The sequence below is a fragment of the Alloalcanivorax xenomutans genome (assembly GCF_032810065.1).
GTDB classification, from domain to species: Bacteria; Pseudomonadota; Gammaproteobacteria; order Pseudomonadales; family Alcanivoracaceae; genus Alloalcanivorax; species Alloalcanivorax xenomutans.
In genome coordinates, this window is record NZ_CP136538.1 from 3,018,886 (window position 1) to 3,039,734 (window position 20,849).

The 20,849-nt window shown below is 62.7% G+C and carries 18 protein-coding genes and 1 tRNA gene; 11 read left to right on the forward strand and 8 right to left on the reverse strand.

What is annotated here, in order from left to right; genetic code table 11:
- Positions 1-40 precede the first annotated feature (40 nt).
- The 5 genes from RYH70_RS13825 (at position 41) to RYH70_RS13845 (ending at position 5,477) form a co-directional block, all read left to right on the forward strand.
- Positions 41-1,168 carry a Wadjet anti-phage system protein JetD domain-containing protein gene (locus tag RYH70_RS13825; protein ID WP_317009283.1) on the forward strand — a complete coding sequence of 376 codons (1,128 nt, stop codon included), beginning with the start codon at positions 41-43 and terminating at the stop codon, positions 1,166-1,168.
- 64 nt (positions 1,169-1,232) lie between these two features.
- Positions 1,233-1,766: a sigma-70 family RNA polymerase sigma factor gene (locus RYH70_RS13830; protein WP_317009284.1), complete on the forward strand. Its 534-nt coding sequence runs from the start codon at positions 1,233-1,235 to the stop codon at positions 1,764-1,766.
- Entirely contained in the window at positions 1,763-2,758 is a 996-nt protein-coding gene (locus tag RYH70_RS13835) for a FecR domain-containing protein (protein WP_317009285.1), read from the forward strand. The genes RYH70_RS13830 and RYH70_RS13835 overlap by 4 nt, the downstream gene beginning before the upstream one ends.
- 76 nt (positions 2,759-2,834) lie before the next feature.
- Positions 2,835-5,057: a TonB-dependent receptor gene (locus tag RYH70_RS13840; RefSeq protein ID WP_316308366.1), complete on the forward strand. Its 2,223-nt coding sequence runs from the start codon at positions 2,835-2,837 to the stop codon at positions 5,055-5,057.
- Between the two features lie 150 nt (positions 5,058-5,207).
- The gene (locus RYH70_RS13845) at positions 5,208-5,477 is read left to right on the forward strand and encodes a DUF7218 family protein (RefSeq protein ID WP_022995271.1); all 270 of its coding nucleotides are present in this window, start codon (positions 5,208-5,210) and stop codon (positions 5,475-5,477) included.
- 21 nt (positions 5,478-5,498) lie between these two features.
- Here the strand turns inward: RYH70_RS13845 and argC are convergent, their stop codons facing one another.
- Complete coding sequence (gene argC, locus RYH70_RS13850) at positions 5,499-6,449, reverse strand: N-acetyl-gamma-glutamyl-phosphate reductase (protein ID WP_317009286.1); 951 nt, start codon at positions 6,447-6,449, stop codon at positions 5,499-5,501.
- Between the two features lie 119 nt (positions 6,450-6,568).
- Entirely contained in the window at positions 6,569-7,792 is a 1,224-nt protein-coding gene (gene hmpA, locus RYH70_RS13855) for an NO-inducible flavohemoprotein (protein WP_317009287.1), read from the reverse strand.
- A 176-nt stretch (positions 7,793-7,968) separates the two neighbouring features.
- Here hmpA and zapE point away from each other — a divergent pair, with 176 nt between their 5' ends.
- The gene (gene zapE, locus RYH70_RS13860; protein WP_317009288.1) at positions 7,969-9,114 is read left to right on the forward strand and encodes a cell division protein ZapE; all 1,146 of its coding nucleotides are present in this window, start codon (positions 7,969-7,971) and stop codon (positions 9,112-9,114) included.
- Here the strand turns inward: zapE and RYH70_RS13865 are convergent.
- On the reverse strand, positions 9,101-10,015 hold the full coding sequence (locus RYH70_RS13865) for a crotonase/enoyl-CoA hydratase family protein (protein WP_022995275.1): 915 nt from the start codon (positions 10,013-10,015) through the stop codon (positions 9,101-9,103). The genes zapE and RYH70_RS13865 overlap by 14 nt on opposite strands.
- Before the next feature lie 90 nt (positions 10,016-10,105).
- Here RYH70_RS13865 and RYH70_RS13870 point away from each other — a divergent pair, with 90 nt between their 5' ends.
- The 4 genes from RYH70_RS13870 to fdxA all read left to right on the forward strand — a co-directional run bounded on the left by RYH70_RS13870 (position 10,106) and on the right by fdxA (position 15,864).
- Positions 10,106-10,702: a TetR/AcrR family transcriptional regulator gene (locus RYH70_RS13870; protein ID WP_055099151.1), complete on the forward strand. Its 597-nt coding sequence runs from the start codon at positions 10,106-10,108 to the stop codon at positions 10,700-10,702.
- A gap of 88 nt (positions 10,703-10,790) precedes the next feature.
- Positions 10,791-12,569 (forward strand): AMP-binding protein, encoded by a 1,779-nt coding sequence (locus RYH70_RS13875; RefSeq protein ID WP_317009289.1) that lies wholly within the window; start codon positions 10,791-10,793, stop codon positions 12,567-12,569.
- 270 nt (positions 12,570-12,839) lie between these two features.
- Positions 12,840-15,395: a DNA mismatch repair protein MutS gene (mutS, locus tag RYH70_RS13880; protein WP_026949488.1), complete on the forward strand. Its 2,556-nt coding sequence runs from the start codon at positions 12,840-12,842 to the stop codon at positions 15,393-15,395.
- A 139-nt stretch (positions 15,396-15,534) separates the two neighbouring features.
- Entirely contained in the window at positions 15,535-15,864 is a 330-nt protein-coding gene (gene fdxA / locus RYH70_RS13885; protein WP_022995279.1) for a ferredoxin FdxA, read from the forward strand.
- Positions 15,865-16,598: 734 nt separating this feature from the next.
- Here fdxA and RYH70_RS13890 read toward each other — a convergent pair.
- From RYH70_RS13890 to RYH70_RS13910, 5 genes are all read right to left on the reverse strand, one after another.
- Positions 16,599-16,937, reverse strand: a complete 339-nt coding sequence (locus RYH70_RS13890; RefSeq protein WP_022995280.1) for an Hpt domain-containing protein — start codon at positions 16,935-16,937, stop codon at positions 16,599-16,601.
- Between the two features lie 156 nt (positions 16,938-17,093).
- Positions 17,094-17,720, reverse strand: coding sequence for a TIGR04282 family arsenosugar biosynthesis glycosyltransferase (locus tag RYH70_RS13895; protein WP_022995281.1), 627 nt, complete (start codon positions 17,718-17,720; stop codon positions 17,094-17,096).
- The gene (locus tag RYH70_RS13900) at positions 17,707-18,438 is read right to left on the reverse strand and encodes a TIGR04283 family arsenosugar biosynthesis glycosyltransferase (RefSeq protein ID WP_022995282.1); all 732 of its coding nucleotides are present in this window, start codon (positions 18,436-18,438) and stop codon (positions 17,707-17,709) included. The genes RYH70_RS13895 and RYH70_RS13900 overlap by 14 nt, the downstream gene beginning before the upstream one ends.
- Positions 18,435-19,394, reverse strand: a complete 960-nt coding sequence (gene arsS, locus RYH70_RS13905) for an arsenosugar biosynthesis radical SAM (seleno)protein ArsS (RefSeq protein ID WP_284455827.1) — start codon at positions 19,392-19,394, stop codon at positions 18,435-18,437. Before arsS ends, RYH70_RS13900 begins: the two co-directional genes overlap by 4 nt.
- A 102-nt stretch (positions 19,395-19,496) precedes the next feature.
- Positions 19,497-19,573, reverse strand: a tRNA-Arg gene (locus RYH70_RS13910).
- 700 nt (positions 19,574-20,273) lie between these two features.
- Here RYH70_RS13910 and RYH70_RS13915 point away from each other — a divergent pair.
- Positions 20,274-20,780 (forward strand): DUF2938 domain-containing protein, encoded by a 507-nt coding sequence (locus RYH70_RS13915; protein ID WP_317009290.1) that lies wholly within the window; start codon positions 20,274-20,276, stop codon positions 20,778-20,780.
- Positions 20,781-20,849 lie beyond the last annotated feature (69 nt).

Consider the following 20,849-nt stretch of genomic DNA (forward strand, 5'->3'; position numbering starts at 1 on the left):
ACTCTCATGATAGAAGGGCTCTCGTGATGGAAGGGATGCCATGAGCGCGCCGCCCTGGCTGGAGGAGGAGCCCTGGCTGCGGCGGTTACTGAGCTGGTTCCTGGACCGGCTGGAGCGCCCACGCACCCAGGCCATCACCCGGCGGGTCAAAAAAACCACGGTGCCGGAATTGTTCCGCTTCAGTGAGGACACCCGCTATCGCTGGCAGTTGGTGGAACGGCTGGCACGGGAATACCGGGTCTTCAGCATCCATTACGACTCCCGGTTGGATCCTTTTCAGGAACGCTACGAGAACGCCCAACTGCGTCTTGATCCAAGCTGCGAGGCACTACTGCGCGACTGGCTCGATCGTCCCCGCGTGGATCCACGGAGACGAGCCTGGCAGAACGCTCTGAGCGGCCATGAAGCGCATTTCCAGGATGGCGGCGCGGCTCTGCTCGATGCCCAACCGGCACTGGCCGGTGAATCACCGGAAGACATGGTCGGCCACTTCGTCCTTGCCGCTAATTTGCTGGACAGCGACCTCACCTTGCGTGAACTCTCCGCCCGCTGCTTTCGCGGCGACTCCAAGTTTCTCGATGGCCGCCAGGACCTGCTCGCCCGCCTGTTCGGCGAGCGCGCCCAACACCTCCGGCCACGTCCTTTGCTGCTCACCGCCTGGGCGCCGGCCGGTTTCGACCGCTTACTGATCGTGGAAAACCAGGACAGCTTCCTGCGTCTGGTGGAACAGGCGCCCGTCGGCCACGCCTTGCTCTACAGCGGCGGTTTCCGCGCCAGCGCTCAGCGCCTCACCAGCCCCCACACCCGTTTCGCCTTTCTGCCCGGCAGCGACGGCGCTGATTTCCAGGCGCGCTGGCTCAGTAACACCTTGCCCGCGTTCTTCTGGGGCGATCTGGATTTCGCCGGCCTGGGCATCCTCGCCGCGCTGCGACACAGCCTGCCGCAACTGACGGCCTGGCGCCTGGGCTATGAGCCCATGCTCCTGGCGCTGGAGGATGGCCAGGGCCATGGCGCCGAACAGGCGGGCAAGGGACGTCAGAACGATCCCGGCAACACCGGCTGCCCCTACGCGGACCAACAATTGCTGCCCGCCCTCCGCGACCACCAGCGTTTTCTGGATCAGGAAGGCTTCCTCCCGGTTCTGTCCTCCCCCCGGACATCATTGTAATGATATCCATTCTCACATAGACTCGCCGTCATCCCTAACCTTATAAAAATGTCGGGGGCGGCAAATGTCCGGCGCCACACGGGACCCCCTTACGGTCCACGCCTTGTACAGTGAATATCACGGCTGGTTGCACCGCGTGCTGCAGCGCCGCTTGGGCGATGCCGACGATGCCGCCGACCTGGCCCACGATGCCTTCCTGCGTCTGCTGACGCGGCCGCGACCGCTGGATCATGGCAGCGCCCGCCCTTATCTGAGCCGCATGGCCCGGGGGCTGTGCGCGGATCTGTGGCGCCGCCGGGAAATCGAACGGGCCTGGCTGGAAACCCTGGCCCACCATCCGCAGGCCGAGGCGCCATCCGCCGAGCAAAGCGCCGCCGCCCTGGAAGCGCTGGTGGCGGTGGACGGCATGTTGAAACGGCTGCCGCCGATGGTGGCGCGCACTTTCGTGCTGTCCATGGTGCACGGCCTGAACGGCAAGCAAATCGCCCAGCGTCTGGGGATAACCGACCGCACCGTGCGCAACCATCTGTCGCGGGCGATGCTCGCCTGTCTGCGTTTGCAGGCACGTTTGGATGGCGCCCCGGAGCCCCACTCGTGACACGATCCGCGCCGCTCGATCCCCGGATCCTCAGTGACGCCGCCGACTGGTTCGCGCTACTGCGTTCCGGCCAGGCCTCGGAGGCGGACACCGAGCGCTGGCGGCAATGGCTGGCCCGGCACCCGGACCATCAACAGGGCTGGCGCCTGGTGGAACAGGTGGAGCAGCGCTTCGAAGCCGCCACTGGAGACCATCCACATCACACCGAAGCCACTCTGGAGCGCGCACGCCATGATCGGCTGCGGCGCCGGGGCGTGATCAAGGGATTGGCGCTGCTGCTTGCCAGCGGCGGCCTCGGTTGGTCCGGCTGGCAGGTCACCGGCGCCGGCGAGCGGATCGCCGCCTGGCGGGCCAGCCACCGCACCGGCGTCGGCGAGATCCGCGCCCTGGAACTGGCGGACGGCACCCGGGTGTGGTTGAACACGGACACCGCGCTGAACACCGACCTGACCGGACCCCAGCGCCACTTTCAATTACTGCGCGGCGAGATCCTGCTGGAAACCGGCCCCGACCCACGGCCATTGGAAGTGGCCACACCAGCAGGCGTCGCCCGCCCGTTGGGTATCCGCTTCACCGTCCGTCTGGAACAGGAGCGCACTTTCCTGGCGGTCTACGCAGGCGAGGTGGCAATCACCACCCGCGGCCACCAGCAGGCGCGGCTACCGGCCGGTTTTCAGACCCGCTTTTCCGCAACGGACATTGAGACACCGGCCCGGGCGGACCCGGCGCGCGAGGCCTGGCATCGGGGCATCCTGCTGGCCGACGACATCCGCCTCGACGAATTGGTGAAGGAGCTGGGGCACTACCAACACGGCTTCATCAACGTGGCGCCGGAGGTGGCCGGTCTGCGGGTCTTCGGCGGTTATCCGCTGGCGCAACCGGAACGGGCACTGACCATGCTGGAGGCGGCCCTGCCGATCCGTATCCAACGCCCTCTGCCCTGGTGGACGGAGATCGGCCCTGGCCCCGGCTTCCGGGCAGAAGAAAAATAATTTTCCGCTTTCAACCTACCTGTTCGATGTATTGGTAAGCCCGCACTGTCGGGCACCGACGACAACAGGAGATACCGTGTCACATTCAGCACCGACGCGCCGCCGGCTGCGCGCCCTGGCCCTTGGCGTGGCCCTGGGTCTGGGCGGCGTACCGTTCACCGGCGCCACCGCCCAAACCACCCCGCCCGGCAGCGAGCAACAGCAGTACGACATTCCCCCCGGGCCGCTGAACACGGTGCTGACACGCTTCGCCGAACGCTCCGGCACCTTTATTGCCGGCGACCTCCGGCTGACGGCGGACAAGCACAGCGACGGCCTGCGCGGCCGCTTCAGCCGCGAGGAGGCCCTCGACCGCATCCTGGCCGGCAGCGGACTGATGGCCGAACGTCAAGATGACGGCAGCTATACGCTCAAGGCCGCCAGCACCAGCACCCGGCTCGCCCCTGTGACGGTCACAGCGCCGACTCACCAGGGCGGGCGGCCGCGCACCCTCGACTACGACCGCGCGACCATCGAGGCGCAGCGTCCGCAGGACATCAAGGATCTGTTCAAGAAGGAGGCGTCGGTGACGGTGGGCGGCCCCATCGCCATGAACCAGAAAGTCTATGTGCGCGGTGTCGAGGAAACCGCCATGGTGGTCACCGTGGATGGCGCCCGGCAGAACAACAAGGTGTTCCACCACAACGCCACCAATCTGATCGACCCGTCCCTGCTCAAAGCCGCGCGCGCCTCCGCCGGTGTAGCGGCGGCCGACGCCGGCCCCGGCGCACTGGGCGGCAGTCTCGCCTACGAGACCGTGGACGCGGCCGATCTGCTGGCGCCGGACGACAATGCGGGCGCTTTCCTGGACGGACGCTATGCCTCCAACGGCGATACCCGGTCCGTTGCCGGCGCCGCCTTTGGCCGGGCCGGCGGCTTCGAGGGGCTGGGTTACATCAAGCATACCGACGGCAATGACTACGAAGACGGCAACGGCGACACCGCCCGTTTCACCGCCCCCGGACTGATCAGCGGCCTGGTCAAGGTGGCCTACGAGGATGCCGGAGCGGGCCGCTTCGAGCTCAGTCACGAAGTGGTCAACGACGATGCCGCCCGCCCCTACCGGGCCAACTTCGCCGGTCTGGACGGCGGCCGGCCGGTGCCCGATTCCCGGGTCTACGATCTGACCCGCCGCAATACCGTCTTCAATTACCAGCGCGACACCGGCCAGGGCTACTGGAACCCGGCGGTAACGCTGGCTCATAACGAAACCGAACTGGACACCCGCGAAGTGCCGCTGTCCGCGCCGGATACCCGGGTGGTCTACACCGGCATCACCGAAAGCGTCTCCGCCACCCTCAAGAACGTGGCGCACACCCGCTTCGCCAATATCACCTTCGGCCTCGACCATTACGATGACAGCGCGATATTTCGTGAGGCCGGCAGCGCGGACCTGGAGGAAGCCGCCCGCAATACCGGGGTCTTCGTGCAGTTTCGCCAGGATCTGTGGGAACGGCTGGAACTCTCCTATGGCGCCCGCTACGACGACCAGACCTTCACCGGTACCGACGATTCCCACCACGACGACGAGGGCGTCAGCAGCAACGTGTTCGGCGAGTTCCACGTCAACGATCATCTGTCACTGAACGCTGGCTACACCGATGTCTGGGCGGGCACCGCCCTGGCCGAGAACTACATCCTCAACGGCGCCTGGGACTACGCCAATCTGGAGCCGGTGCGCGCCCACAACCGTACCGCCGGATTGCACCTGCATCGTGGCGGCTTCTTCGCCGAGGCCAATCGCTTCCGCACCGCCATCGCCAACGCCCGGGTGCCGTCCTACGGCGGCGACCCGGCCGCGGTGGCGGATTTCGACATCGATGGCTACGACCTGGCGGTGGGCTACATGGGGCGCCTGGGCGAAGTGTCAGTGAAATACGCCAACATCGATTCGGAGAAAGACGGCGACCCGGCCACCTCCTACGACGGCAACTATTTCACCGCGCCGCTGGGTGAGTTGATCACCGTCAGCGGCGTGTTCGCAGTGCCACGCTGGCCGCTGGAACTGGGCGCCAGCGCGGAAATCGCCCTCGACAACGACGACGTGGAGAGCAACGGCGCCAAACAGGAGGGCTACACGGTGGTGGACATCTACGCGGAGTACCGGCCGGTGCCGCCGCTGACCCTGCGCCTGTCGGTGGACAACCTCAATGACGAGGATTACGTGGACCGGGCCAGCTATGGGCAGGAGTTCCCCGATGTAAGTCCACTGCTGGAACCGGGCCGCTCCATTGCTTTGCAGGCGCGTTACGACTTCTGAGCGAAACGCGGAGGCTCCGTTTTCAATATGGAGCCGGGTTGCGGTGGTTGATTTCCACGGCCATCGCAACTTTGCAAAGTTATACAACGTGTCCAACCTGAGGAATGCACCATGGGAGTCCGCTTATCCATCATGTGAGGAGAGACGATCATGGCTGTTCGCAAAGCTCGTTCTACTCAAGCAAGGGGCAAGCAGATCAAGAACCCCGATCAGTATGAAGCACTGCGTGACCGGGGCATGAGTAAGTCCAAGGCCGCCCGCATCGCCAACACTCCGAATGCCGGACGCAAGGGCGGCAAACAGCCCCCCTATGAGGACTGGACCCGCGAAGCGTTATATCAGCAGGCCAGGAAGGTCGGCATCGAGGGCCGCAGCGGCATGAAGAAGGCGCAGCTCATCGACGCGCTGCGCCATCATTGACCTGGCGCCGGGGGCGCCGGATCAGTCGATCAGGAGACCGGTGGTCTCGTCGATCCCCAGATGCACGTTCATGTTCTGCACCGCGGCGCCGGCGGCGCCCTTGCCCAGGTTATCCAGCCGCGCGATCACGCACTGGCGCTCGCCGTTACCGAACAGGAACAGATCCACCCGGTTGGTGTCGTTACTGCCCTGAACGTCGAAGAAACCGCCGTTGAGGCCGGCGGGATCGTCCGGGGCGTGGACGCGGATGAACGGCTCGTCGGCGTACCGGTGCCGCAAGGCCTCATAGAGCTGGCCAACGTCGGTGCCCGGTTTCAGGTGGGACATTTGCAGCGGCACGGTCACCGCCAGCCCTTTGAGGAAAGGGCCCACGGTGGGGACGAAGATCGGAGCCCGGGCCAGGCCGGTGTAGCGCTGCATTTCCGGCAGATGCTTGTGCTCCAGGCCGAGGGCGTAGGCGCGCGGCGCCCGCAGGCGGCCCTCGCTATCGGCTTCGTAGTCGGCGATCATGCTCTTGCCGCCGCCGCTGTAGCCGGTCAGGGAGGTGGCGCTGAGCGGGTAATCCGCCGGCAGCAGTCCGGCATCCACCAGCGGCCGCACCGCCAGAATAAAGGCACTGGCGTGGCAGCCCACATTGGCGATCCGCTTGCTGGCACGGATGCGGTCACGCTGCCCGGCTTCCAGTTCCGGCAGGCCATAGGCCCAGTCGTCGGCCACCCGGAACGCGGTACTGGCGTCGATCAGACAGGTATCCGGGTTATCGACCATGGCCGCCGCTTCCCGCGAGGCGGCGTCCGGCAGACACAGAAAGGCCACGTCAGCGGCGTTCAGCAGCCGGGCGCGCTCGTCCGGATCCTTGCGCAGAGCGCTGTCGATGCGCAGCAACTCGATGTCCGCGCGCCCTTCCAGGTACTCGAACAGACGCAGACCGGTGGTGCCTTCCTGACCGTCCACATAAACCTTGAATGCCATTTTCGGATCTCCCGGTGAAACAGACCGCCAAGCCTAAGTATCCGGCGGGGCGCTTGCAACGGACAGGTTTATTTTCCGCGCTTTCCGCCCCCGATCTCAACCGGCGGCCTTCGGGCTCGCTAAGCCGCAAGGTCCCCGGCGGGTCCGAAGAACTCGAAATGGATGTCGGCGTCCTCCACGGCGCGCTGCTTCAGCAGCCGCCAACCATGCTTCAGCATTGGCGCCGGGCCGCATAGGTAGAATTCCGCGTCCTGGTCTCCGATCAGTTGATCCAGCAGAGCGGAATCCAGCAGGCCCTCACTGTCATGAAGCGCCCGGATACGGTCCTCATCAGTAGCCTCGCTGAAGCGTACATGGACGGTCAGATTGGGATACTCCCCGCGCAGCGTGGCCAGTTCCCGCTCGAACGGACGCACCGCTCCGTTAAGGGCGCACTGAATAAAGATCACTTCCCGGTCAGGCTGCTGCTCCAGAGCCGCATAGAGCATGGACAGGATCGGCGTGATACCGACACCGCCGGCAATCAGGACCAGCGGCTTGCCGGCCTCCGCGATGGGGGTCAACACAAACTCACCACAGGGCGGCGCCAGTTCCACCACATCGCCTTGCGCGATTCGGTCATGCAAATAGTTGGAGCAAACACCGTCCGGCGCCCCGGCGTCACAGGCCAGCTCCCGCTTCACGCTGATCCGGTAGTGCTCCGAGCCCGGCCGGTTGGACAAACTATAGTTGCGCATCACCGGCACACCGTTTTCAGGCGTAACACGCAACGTCACGTACTGACCGGGCTGATGGGGTTGTAAAGGTTGGCCGTCTTCAGGGACCAGATACAAGGAAACGATATTGTCGCTGGCAGCTTCCCGTTGCCGGACGACGAACCGCTTGAAGCCTTGCCAGCCATGGACCTCGGTCTGGTGGCGGTAAATCTCACCTTCGCGTTGAATAAAGAGATCCGCCAATGCCCCGTAAGCCGCCGCCCACGCATCAATGATCTCATCCGTGGCCGCTTCGCCCAACACTTCCCGGATCGACGCCAGCAGGTTCTCTCCCACGATCGGATAATGCTCGGCCTGGATGCCCAGAGAGACATGCTTCTGGGCGATCAGTTCCACCGCTCCCGCCAGCATGGCCGGGTTTTCGATGTTCCGTGCGTAGGCGCATATGGCGGCCGCCAGCGCGCGCTGTTGGGTTCCCGCATGCTGATGGGCCGGATTGAAGAACGCCAGCACCTCCGGGTTTTCCCGGAACATCCGTTGATAAAAGTGGCGCGTCAGCACCTCACCATGGTCCTCCAACACGGGAACGGTTTGTTTGATGATCTCCATCTGGGCCGCTGACAGCATGGTACCTCCTTAAGGTACATTAAAAATACATCTTATAAAGAGGTATATTATGTACATCTTTAACATAAATCAAGTTCGCCCCGCCGCAGCCAGGCGCTTGACTTTCCGTGGTTCCGCCGACACCGTATTTCCCGCTCACCTCAAGCAAACTCTTTCCACCCTCGGCAGTGACCGCCATGCCCCAGTCCGGCCCTCTGACACTCTACCGCCAGGCCTTGAAGGATGGCTTCACCATGGACTCCGGCCAGGAACAGGCCGTGATCGCGCTGCAACAGTGTTTTGACGCTTTGAAACGGGGCGAACGCCCCGCCGGGCTCTATCTTTGGGGACCGGTGGGCCGTGGTAAAACCTGGCTCATGGACCAGTTTCATCACAGTCTTTCGGTCCCGGTCCGCCGCCAGCATTTCCACCATTTCATGCAATGGGTGCATCGACGCTTGTTCCAATTAACCGGCCACGGCGATCCGCTTCGCCACTTGGCGAGGGAGCTGGCCGGTGAACTGCGCGTGCTCTGCTTCGACGAGCTGTTCGTCAGCGATATCGGTGACGCCATGCTGCTGGGGCCGCTATTTGAAACGCTCATCGACGCCGGGCTGACGCTGATCATCACGTCCAACTGCGCACCGGAACATCTGTATCAGGATGGTTTTAACTATGACCGCTTCGCCCCCGCTGTCAGCGCACTACAGCAACATCTCAAGGTGATCCGGGTGGACGGCGGGCAGGACCACCGGCTCCGTGCCGGCAACGCCTTTTCCCGATACTGGATCGCGGATCGCGAGCCGCTGGAGGGCGCCTTCCTGGACTATCTCGAAACGGGAGAATCGGCTACCGACACCCCCTGGACGTTGGAGCGGCGCCTCTTGCCGGTGGTCCGGCGTGGGAAACACGCTCTCTGGTCCACCTTCGCTCAACTCTGTGAAACACCCAGGTCCAGCTCTGACTACATGGCGCTTTGCAGCCATTTCCAGGCGCTTTTTCTCAGCGATGTGCCGGCCCTGGGTGGCAAACCGAAGGCATCCGGCATCGCCCGTGGCACCGAGGACGCCGCCAGCCAGGTCGCCGCTGGTGACCGGGCGCTGCCGGCTCTGTCCAGACATGACGACGCCGTACGCCGGCTGATCGCCCTGGTGGACGAATGCTATGACCGCCTTTGCCCGCTCTACGTGCACGCCGATGTATCGCTGGACAGGCTCTACACGGAAGGGCATCTGATCTTGCCCTTTCAGAGAACAGTGAGCCGGCTCCATGCCATGCAGACCTGGCCGCACCCTTCGTCGGACCCGGGAAGCGGCCAGACAGAGAGACTCACTCTCCCTTGAGTTCCTTCAACTTTTGTTCCAGCTCGGCGATCTTGCGGCGCGCTTCATCGCCTTCGGGAATGTCGCGGCCGCTGTCACGCCATTCGATGGCCGCCTTGAACCCTTCGGTCTGAGCATAACGACGGAACCAGAGACCTTCCGGATTGTGTCGGGTGATGCCATCGAACACCGTGGCCAGCATCTGGGTCTGCTCCAGGCCCATGGTCAGCATGACCTGATTCACCACCAGTTTGTGCATGCTCAGATGGCTGCTTGGCACCCCGGCAATGCGCCCCGCCACTTCCATGGTCTTGGCGTCCAGTTCCTCCTCCGGCACCACATAGTTGGCCAGGCCCCATTCACCAGCCTGCTTGCCGGAAATCAGATCCCCGGTGAACATCATCTGCTTGGCCCGGACAGGCCCAAGCCGATAGGTCCACATGGCGGTCGTCGGGCATCCCCAGACCCGGGTGGGCATGTAACCGATACGGGCATTCTCGGCCATGATCATCAGGTCACAGCACAGCGCGATATCACTTCCGCCGGCGGCGGCGGCGCCATGAATCTTGGCGATGGTGGGTTTACGGGACCGCCACAGGCTCATGAAATCCTCGGTGTTCCGCTTCATATGGGCGTAGTCGACCATGGGATCCCAGGGCATGGCTTCCTGCTGACAGGGATTCTCTCTTTGTGATTCAGCGTAGTAGGTCAGATCGTAACCGCCACAAAACCCTTTGCCGGCGCCTTCAACGACAATCACGTGGACCTGGTCGTTCTCTTCCGCCCACCTTACCGCGCGCCGGATATCGTCACCGGTTTCATCGATGATGGCATTGAGTTTTTCCGGACGATTGAGGAGCAGCCGGGCGATTCTTGGGTTTTTCTCATCCTGGGAAATCCGGACGGTTGTCAATTCCAGCATGATTCTCTCCAATAAGGGGGTTTTCGACTTCTTGACAGTCAGTCATGACTGACTGCAAAGTATCACCCTGGATTTCGGAGTGCAAACTCAATGAAGACCTCAACGTCCGAAGCACGGCCCGTCCCTTCCTTGAAGGACCGGATTACCGACGCGGCGGTGGCATTGCTGATTGATGAAGGCGTGGCAAAAACCACCACGGTGGCGGTTCAGAAAAGAGCGAACGTGAGTCGCGGCGCCCTGCTCTATCACTTCCCGAGCAGGGCGGATCTGCTCGCCTCCACCATCGAAAGACTGGTGCGAATGAACGAGCAACAGATCAATGAATCCTTTCTGAGTTGCTCGGACCCGGCCGAGGACGTGGAGAAAGCACTGATCGCCTTGAGCGACAACATGGCCCGCCCCTCGTATCTGGCCGAAATGGAGCTGTGGGCGATCTCACGAAACGATCAGGAATTACGCGACGCTCTGTATCAGGCGGAAAAAGCAGCCCGCTTTGACCTGGACCGGGTGGTCGGGAAGCTCCTTGAATGCTGGAAGAAGCACGAAAATTATCAGCTTCTGGCGGATCTCAGTGTGGAATTCCTCAGAGGCGTGGCCTTCTCCGACATCCTGAGAAAACGGCCCGAATATCGATGGCGAATGATTTCGTTGTGGGTTGAAGTGATCAAAAAATCACTGGAAACCTGAGCACCGTCACCGAAAGCTCTTTTCGTCTCAGTTCGGGCGGGTTGGCAATCCATCCTCATTTGAAAACAAAGAAACAGGAGACGAATCGATGAGCCAGGCTATTCCTCATGACGACACTGAGGCCGCCAAACTGCTTGAACAGGCTCCCAGCCCGCTGGCTTTGCTGCGCCGGACCGCAGCCCGGCGTCCGGATCATCCCGCGCTGATCTATCTGCGCGATGCCAGCGACCCACAACCCGTGACACTCACTTATGGTCAGCTACTCGAGGAAGTGGAAACCCTTTGCCGGGCACTGAAAGCACGAGGCGTCAGTCAGGGAGACGGTATCCCCATACTTCTGCCACTGGTTCCTCAAGCGGTCTCCAGCCTGATTGCCGCCCTCACCGTGGGCGTCGCTTTCCCGGTGAATCTGTTGTTGTCTCCGGAAGCGTTGGCCGCCCAGTTCAAACTGGCCCGGGCCAGAGAGATCATTGTCATGGGCCCTCACCCCGCCCTGGACGTCCACGAGCGGGTCGGCGCCGCCATCGAGTTACTGGATAGCGAGATCAACCTGATCGAGGTGGCTCTGGGCGAGCCGACCTCAGCTTCGTTTTCCTGGGCACAGCTGCTTGCAGACGGCAATACTGATTCGCCTGTTGAGGATTTTCCCGCGGCACCGGCGGCGCTGGTTCATACTGGCGGCACCACCGGCGCCCCCAAACTTGCCGAACTGACGCAGCGCAATCTGGCGGCCGGCGCTATCATGGCCGCCTCGGCGCTCGGATGGCGGGAGAACGATCGCATTCTTACCGGGCTGCCTCTGTTTCACGTCGGCGGCTCCGTCGACATGCTGCTTTCCGGCATCGCGGCCGGCGCCACGCTGATGTTTCCTACCGCCCTGGGCCTACGCAATCCAGAAGTCATCAGCCGCTTCTGGCCTTTGGTGGACGAGACCCGGGCGACCCTTGTCGGCGGAGTACCGACCATGCTCTCGGCGATGGTATCCAGCCCACGTGCCGGCTCGACACTGAGTACATTACGAGGGTTCGTAACCGGCGGCTCGCCACTGCCCGCCGAATTGAAGCGGAAGGTGGAAGAATTCAGCGGCAAACCGGTGTGCCAGCTTTATGGCCAGACTGAAACCGCCGGCATCACCACCGCGCAAAGCGCTGATGGAAGTTATCACCCGATCCTCGGCGGCAGGCCCATCCCCATGATGAAGGTGGCGATTGGCGGCCCGAACGGCAGCTTCCAACCCGGCGACACCGGTGAAGTGTTCGTGTCCGGTCCGAATGTCTTTCTCGGCTACCGCACCAACGACGGTATTCAGGGCGGCCCGGCCGATGGCTGGATCAGCACCGGGGATCTTGGTGAAGTCACCGAGGAAGGCGACCTGCGATTGGTTGGCCGCAGCAAGGAAATCATCATCCGTAGCGGGCACAATATCGACCCGCTGCTGATCGAAGAAGTAGCCATGGCTCACCCGGCCGTGGCACAAGCTGCCGCGGTCGCCATGCCCGATGCCTATGCGGGGGAACTCCCGGTTCTGTATGTCGCTCTGACACCAGGAGCGCAAGTCAGTCCCGAGGAGCTCATCGCGCATACGGGTGAACGCATCGCCGAACCACCGGCCCGGCCAAAGCACGCCTTTATCCTTGAGGAAATGCCACTCACTCCCGTCGGGAAAATCGCCCGCTATAAACTCAAGCAAATGGCCACCGAGCATCAGGTTGGTCGCGCCCTCTCTTCCATCGATACCTTGGAGAAAGTGACCTGTCAGGACAATGGTGCCAGACAGGTGGGTTTGTACTGGAAGCAGAAACCGACAAGCGAGCAACGGGAATTCGCGGCCGCGGCACTGGCCGATCTGGGGCTTGAGCAGGTGTAAACACGCCCCGTTGCTGGTCACCGCTAGGGAAGATGGCGATTTCGCATCTTCCCTCCCGCCCATGCTTTATCCGGCCTCCGCCTGATAGTATCGATTGCCGGCCAGCGCGCCCTCGTCGCCACATCGCCAATAGAGGCCCGGTGTTCCGTTTGTTATGCTTCATCGTTCGCTTCGCTCCGACACGAGCGCCCCTGTTTCAAGCAAGCTCACGCAAGTCTTGAACGGTATGGCATGGCCCAAAACGCCAGAAATCGAGGATCAAACGCAGATATGGCAAAGGAAGATCTATCCGGCCACACCCCCATGATGCAGCAGTACCTTGGCATCAAGGCCGAGCACCCGGACCAGTTGGTGTTCTACCGCATGGGGGATTTTTATGAGCTGTTCTTCGGCGATGCGCAGAAGGCGGCCCGGTTGCTGGACATCACGCTGACCCAGCGCGGGCAAAGCGCCGGCAAGCCGATTCCGATGGCGGGGATTCCGTATCACGCGGCGGAAGGGTATCTGGCACGGTTGGTGAAGCTCGGTGAGTCGGTGGTGATCTGCGAGCAGATCGGTGATCCGGCCACCAGCAAGGGGCCAGTGGAACGCAAGGTGGTACGCATCGTCACGCCGGGGACCGTGAGTGACGAAGCCTTGATGGAAGAGCGCCGCGACAATCTGCTTTGCGCTTTGTGCGAGGACGGCCCCCGTGTGGGCGCGGCGGCGCTGGATGTGGCCGCCGGCCGTTTCGTGGTGACCCAGGTGGAAGGCCAGGAGCAGTTGCAGGCGTTACTCGAGCGCTGGCAGCCGGCGGAGTTGTTGCTGAGCGAAGCACACGGTTTTCCGACGGCCTTGACGGAGCGCCCCGGCAGCCGGGTCCGGCCGGTGTGGGAATTCGATGAGGAAGCAGCGCGGCGGCAGCTGTGCAAGCAGTTCCAGGTGCAGGACCTGTCCGGCTTCGGGCAGCCGGCGGGCGCCGCGGTGGCCGCCGCCGGCGCGCTGTTGCAGTACGCCCGCGATACGCAGCGTAGCGCCCTGCCCCATGTCACCGGTCTGGCGGTGGAGTCGTTCGACGACAGCGTGGCCATGGACGCCGCCACCCGCCGCAATCTGGAACTGACCGAAACGCTGGATGGCCGGGAGCAGCATTCCCTGGCCTGGGTATTGGACAACACCACCACCGCCATGGGCGCGCGCCTGCTGAAGCGCTGGGTGCACCAGCCATTACGTGACCGCGCCGTGCTCAATGGCCGCCAGGATCGTATCGATGCCTTGCGTGACGGCTGGCGTTTCGAGGCGCTGCGCCAGGTGCTGGACCGGATTGGCGATATGGAACGGATCCTCGGCCGGGTGGCGCTGCGCTCCGCCCGCCCCCGCGATCTGACCCGCCTGCGCGCCAGCCTGGAAGCGCTGCCGGCCTTGCACGCGGCCTTGCCGGAATCCAACGCCTTCGCCGAAGCCCATGAGCGCTTGGGCGAGTTCCCGGAACAGTGCGAATTGCTGGCCCGGGCCGTGATCGAGAATCCGCCCATGCTGATCCGCGACGGCGGTGTCATCGCTCCCGGTTACAGCGAGGATCTGGATGAGTTGCGCGCCATCAGTGAGAACGCCGGCGCGGTGCTTGTGGATATTGAAAAGCGCGAGCGCGAGCGCACCGGCTTTGCCACTCTGCGGGTCAAGTACAACAAGGTCCACGGCTACTATATTGAGCTGTCCCGCCGCGAGGCGGAGCAGGCGCCGGTGGACTATCAACGCCGGCAGACCCTGAAGAACGCCGAACGCTTTATTACGCCGGAGCTGAAGACCTTCGAGGACAAGGCGCTGTCCGCGTCCAGCAAGGCGCTGACGCTGGAAAAACGGCTCTACGAGGAGTTGATCGAAACGGTGGCGGCGCATCTGGGTCCGTTGCAGGTTTGCGCCTCGGCGGTGGCCGAACTGGACGTGCTGGCGACCCTGGCCGAACGCGCCGAGGCGCTCGGCTGGGTACGGCCGCAATTACTGGAGACACCACTGTTGGAGATCGTCGACGGCCGTCACCCGGTGGTGGAACAGGTGCTGGAAGAGGCGTTCGTGCCGAACAGCCTGCACCTGGATGATCGCCGCCGCATGGTCGTCATCACCGGTCCGAACATGGGCGGTAAATCCACCTATATGCGTCAGACCGCGTTGATCGCGCTGCTCGCTCACATCGGCAGCGCGGTGCCCGCCGCCAGCGCCCGCATCGGGCCGCTGGACCGGATCTTCACCCGCATCGGCTCCTCCGACGATCTGGCCGGCGGCCGCTCCACCTTTATGGTGGAAATGTCGGAAACCGCCAACATCCTCAATAACGCCACGCCGGAAAGTCTGGTATTGATGGATGAGATTGGTCGCGGCACCAGTACCTTCGACGGGCTCAGTCTGGCCTGGGCGGCGGCGGAACATCTGGCCACGCGGCTGCGCGCCTTCACTCTGTTCGCCACCCATTATTTCGAGTTGACGCAGCTGCCGGAGACTCTGGACACTGTCTACAATGCTCATCTCACCGCCAGCGAGCACGACAATCGCATCGTGTTCCTGCACCGGGTGCAGGAGGGGCCCGCCAGCCGCAGTTACGGTCTGCAGGTGGCACAACTGGCCGGGGTGCCGGCACCAGTGATCCAGCGGGCCACGGAAAAACTGCTGGAACTGGAAACCGGCACCCCCGCGCCGGCGCCGGCGCCCACGCGCCCGGCGGCGCCGATGCAAAGCGAGCTGTTCGCGGCACCGGACCCGCTCAAGGAGGCCATCGCCGAAATCGATCCCGATCAGGTGACACCCCGTCAGGCGCTGGATCTGCTTTATCGGCTGAAGAGCTTAGCTTAACCGGGTAAGCCGGTTTGCCTGCCCGGGACCTTGAAGCTAGACTAGCGCGGCCCCGAGACCCCCAAACCGGCGCTCTGCTAGACTTTCCATAGCGGGCGGACCGGTCGTGGAAGAGAACACACCTGGCGAGGACAGGCTAATGACGTTCGTAGTAGGTGAAAACTGCATCAAGTGTAAACACACGGACTGTGTGGAAGTATGTCCGGTGGACTGCTTTTATGAAGGTCCGAATTTTCTGGTGATTCACCCGGATGAGTGCATCGACTGTGCGCTGTGCGAGCCGGAGTGTCCCGTGAACGCGATCTTCTCGGAAGACGAGTTGCCCGACGATCAGCAGGAATTCCTGGAAATCAATGCCGAATTGGCGGAGAAGTGGCCAAATATCACGGAGATGAAGGACGCTCCCGACGACGCCGCGGACTGGGATGGCGTGGCCAACAAGCGCGAGCAGCTGATTCGAGAGTGGTAGTGAGAACGGCGGGCATGACGGATCGAAGATTCGTCTTACCGCCAACCGCCTGAGCGGCGGACTGGCATCGCCATGGAAGGTGGCCACAAAATGAGAAGGGCGGCATCCTGCCGCCCTTTTTGCGTCGAGTCGTCCTTACCCGATTTGCGCTCACCTGGACATCCTTGTCCGCCATCCTTAGCAGTTCCCTGTGCTCATGTCCCTGAACACGGGAAGTACTATAGCAAGCGCCCTGACGCTCAAGGGTTAAAGATCTTTAAAAAGTAAATGGATCTCGTCCCCACAAAAACAAAAAATCCTTATAAATCAGCCAGATAAGAATTTTCAGATCGAAAGAAAGAGCAGATGGCGGACACAACATTGGTAAAAATGCTTACACCATTGTAAGCTATGGCTTACAAGATCGCGGTTGACCCTCACTTCACCAGCCTGCCATTTGCACCCCGGATACGGTGCACCCGAACAAGCTAGGAAGTTTTTACATTCTCTCACCGCATTTTACAGCAGGGGGAAGGCTCTCCCTGTAGGATATACAGTATCTCGATTGGCTAGGGCATTAGGCCGAGCCAACGGAAAAGGTATCCCCCCAAGGCGCTAGAAATAGCGCTCACAACCCCCCCTCTTCCACCCCCCCCCTTTGGAAGAGGGGTTTTTTTTGTCCGCCGTCCATGGCGGCCACTCCTTGGGCCGTCGCAAGCGACGTCAAAAATCTCTCCCTGCGATTTTTGCGCCCCTCAGAGTGACTTCAACCGCACACACACCGATTCAAAAGCCTCCTTCAACGGGTCGAACAGGGATGCGGCCACTGACAGATCCCCGTCGCGGGCCGCGCTTTCCATCTCCAGACATAACGCCGACACCCGTACCGCGCCGAGGTTGCCACTACTGCCCTTGAAGCTATGAGCCTGCTGGCGCACCACTTCCACATCGGCGGCGGCCAGACCATCCTGAATCGCGCGCAAACGCTGTTCGCCATCCTTGACGAACGACACCACCAAGCGGGGAAAATCCGCCCCCATCACTTCTTTCAGTTCCTGGATAACCGCCAGGTCCACTGCTTCCTGCCTGCTCATCAATCACTCCAGCTGAGCCCTGCGTCAACGCAATCGTGACGCCAATGGTAGCGCCATAATATCGCACAGACTTTAGCGGAATGGATGAGAAAACGGGCTGCCGTGTCAGGCAAAGAGGCGCCGCGACCGTGGAAAGCAGCGCGGCCATGGACAGGCTCAGGACAACAGGCCCAGACGCCGGGCCCGCTCCAGATCCTTCGGGTAATCCACGTCCCAGAGCATCGGCAAGAGTCGTGGCTGACAATGGGCGGACAGCGCCGCCAGGGTATCGGCCAGGGTGTGATCGGTACTCATCGCCACATGGCGGAACAGTGGCTGGCGCCAGAGCGCGGCATCACTGCCGCCCAGCAAGACGAACCCGCCATCCTCGCTGGGGCCCAGTACCACCGGCGCCTGTCCCAGGGTATCCGCGGCTTCCCGCAGATAGTCGGGGCTCATCGCGGGACAGTCGCTGCCCACCAGCAACACTCTATCCGCCCGCGCCAGCCCCCAGGCCATGGCCCGCTCCATGCGCTCGCCCAGATCCGCCCCTTGCTGGTAGTCGATGTCCAGCCCGAGCTCCCGCGCCCGGCGCTCGGTCGCGGCCTCCGCACGGTTTAGCATCAGCACCGCCGGGCCGGGAAACGCCGCCGCCAAACACAGCGTCCGGTCCAGCAGCGCCTGGTGAGCCGCCAGCGCGGCGTTCTCTCCCAAGGAAGCCGCCAACCGGGTTTTCACCTGCCCCGGCTCTGGCGCCTTGGCGAAGACCAACAGCAACGTGCTCTCGCCTTTATCCCGGGTCACGCCCGCCCTCCCGCTCTGGAGCGGCTTCACCATCGTCATGGTCGCGATAATAGATTCGGTGCAGTTCGGCCGGGTCGGCGCCACGCCAATAGCGCCAGCGCAAGCGCCACATCAGCCATACCGTCCGCAGCACACCGTGTTGCTGCCAGCGGCGACTGTCCACCACCATTCTGGGACGTAAACATAACGGCTTGCCGTGGCGACGCAGGCAGGCACTCAATGCCACGTCCTCCATTAACGGCTGTAACGGAAAGCCACCCACATCGAGAAACAAAAGGCGATCCACGAAGATCCCCTGATCGCCAGTGGCAATACCGGTCCAGCGCGAGCGCAGATTCATGGCGCCGCCGATGATCGGAAAGAGTGGATGGCGGCCTTTGAGACGGACATCGAACCGCCCCCACAACGGCCCCTCCGGCAAATAACGCAATGCCGCCGGTTGCCCCCGCCGCATGCCGCTGTCAGCGTGGAGGAACCAGAGCAGATCACCGCAGGCCCGTTCAGCGCCGAAGTTCATCTGACGGGCCCGGCCACGATCGCAGTGCAGGACCTTGTCCGCGACCTCCTCCGCCACCGACACGGTCTCGTCGGTGCTGGCACCGTCCACCACGATGATCTCATCCTGATCCCACAGATGTCGGCGCAGCTTCGGCAGCAGCCACCGTAAACGGGGGGCTTCATTGAGCACCGGAATCACCACGCTCAAACGCCGCGTCACGCCAGCGCTCCACCGCAGCTGCTACCGGCGCCGGCGGTGCAACCATAACAATGATCCGCCACGTACACCGGTTCTCCGTCCTTGTCGTCCTGTAGCATTTCCCGCAGATGTGGATGACGCCCGGCGCCACCCTGAGCCAGGCCCAGCATCTGGTTGAAATCGCAATCGTACAGGTAGCCCTGATAATCCACGCTCAGGGTATTCCGGCACATCACGTCGTCCAGATTGGCCGGATTGTGGCTGCCGCGCAGCAACCGCATGTAATCATCGAACTGATGGTGGGCCAGCAGCACCGCGCCGAACCGGCTGATCGGCATGTTGGTGATGGTCAGCAGGCGATTGAAGTGAATATCGAAACGGACCGCCAGCTCACGCTTGTAGTCCTCCTGCAAACCGGCCTGCGGTGGTGGCAGGTGAGCCCCCACCGGGTTGTACACCAGGTCCAGAATCAGGGACTCGCCACCATAACCCATCCGGTTGAGCCGACGGATCGCCTCGATGCTGGCCGCATAGACTCCCTTGCCCCGCTGCTTGTTGACGTTCTCTTCCAGATAGCAGGGCAAGGACGCCACCACCTGCACGCCCTGTTCCGCCAGGAAAGCCGGCAGATCCTCATAGTCCGGTTCCAGCAGGATGGTCAGATTGCAGCGGTCGATCACGGTGACACCCAGCGTCCGTGCTTCCTGGACCAATCGCCGAAAGTGAGGACTCATTTCCGGCGCACCGCCGGTCAGATCCAGGGTCTCGATGTGTCCCCGCCGCAGCACCTCGATAACCAGGTCGGCGGTCTCCGCGGACATCATCTCCGTGCGCGTGGGACCCGCGTTCACGTGGCAATGCACGCAGCTCAGATTGCACCGATAGCCCAGATTCACCTGCAAGATGGTGGTCCGCCGCCGATGTAGCGCGGGGAAATCGGTGCCGCTGCGTACCAGTAACGCGCGACTGTCTCTCATGATCAGCTCCTGTCCGTTGTTCTACTGTAATGGACGCACGGATAAGGAAAACGTTACGTCAAAAGACACGACAAAGGCGAATTCGATACAGAAGAGGGGAAATGGCGCCCCGGAGACGATTTGAACGTCCGACCTAGCGCTTAGGAGGCGCTTGCTCTATCCAACTGAGCTACCGGGGCAGAAGAACGGCATTGTACCGGCCTGAAGCGGTAGTGCCAGTAGCGGGGAGCAAGACTCTCTGTGGAGGCGCTTACTCACCCTCCGGGCACCGGCCACGCGGCGGTATCCGCGCGGCGTGAGGACGGCCGGCGCAGGGCGCCGGAAAGCCCCGCCCTCACCCAACTGAGCTACCGGGGCATTGAAAGGAGGCATTGTACCGGCCTGAAACCGCAGTGCCAGTAGCAAGGAGCAAGACTCTCTGTGGAGGCGCTTACTCACCCTCCGGGCACCGGCCACGCGGCGGTATCCGCGCGGCGTGAGGACGGCCGGCGCAGGGCGCCGGAAAGCCCCGCCCTCACCCAACTGAGCTACCGGGGCATTGAAAGGAGGCATTGTACCGGCCTGAAACCGCAGTGCCAGTAGCAAGGAGCAAGACTCTCTGTGGAGGCGCTTACTCACCCTCCGGGCACCGGCCACGCGGCGGTATCCGCGTGGCGTGACGGCGGCCGGCGCAGGGCGCCGGAAGGCCCCGCCCTCACCCAACTGAGCTACCGGGGCAGAAGAACGGCATTGTACCGGCCTGAACGGCTCGTGCCAGCCCATATGCCCATTCGCCGCAAAGCAGCGAATCCAGGAAGGCAACCATTGACATCTCATGCTTCCTCATTAAACATTCAATAAATCAATTGAATATTGTTTCATTAAGCAGGAACCACTGCCATGACCGAGATTTTCGAATTCGTCATCCGCACGCTGTTGATCGGCATCGGGGCCACGGCGATAGCGGATGGCTATGCCCTGGCCGCCCGGCGTTTGCTGGGTATTCCGGCGCCCAACTGGGGACTGGTGGGACGCTGGGTGGGGCATCTGCCTCGTGGTCGATGGATTCATGACAGCATCGCCAAAGCCCCGGCTGTCACCGGTGAAACCGCACTGGGGTGGTTTACCCACTATCTCATAGGCATTGGTTTCGCTGGGCTGCTGCTGGCACTGGCGGGGTTATCCTGGGCCAGGGAGCCATCCTTATGGCCGGCGCTGCTGTTCGGCGTGCTTACCGTGGCGGCACCTCTGTTGATTCTGCAGCCGGGCATGGGCGCTGGCGTGGCGGCGTCGAAAACACCGAACCCGAATCAGGCCCGTCTTCGCAGCCTGATCAATCACACCGTATTCGGTATCGGCCTGTTTCTCGCCGCCTGGCTGGGGGCTTTGATTCTGTCCTCGCCATGACCACAGCCCGCCTCCGTGGATGACGTTTTACCTTTGTTGCCTTTACGCATCACGGTAGGCGATTCTAGG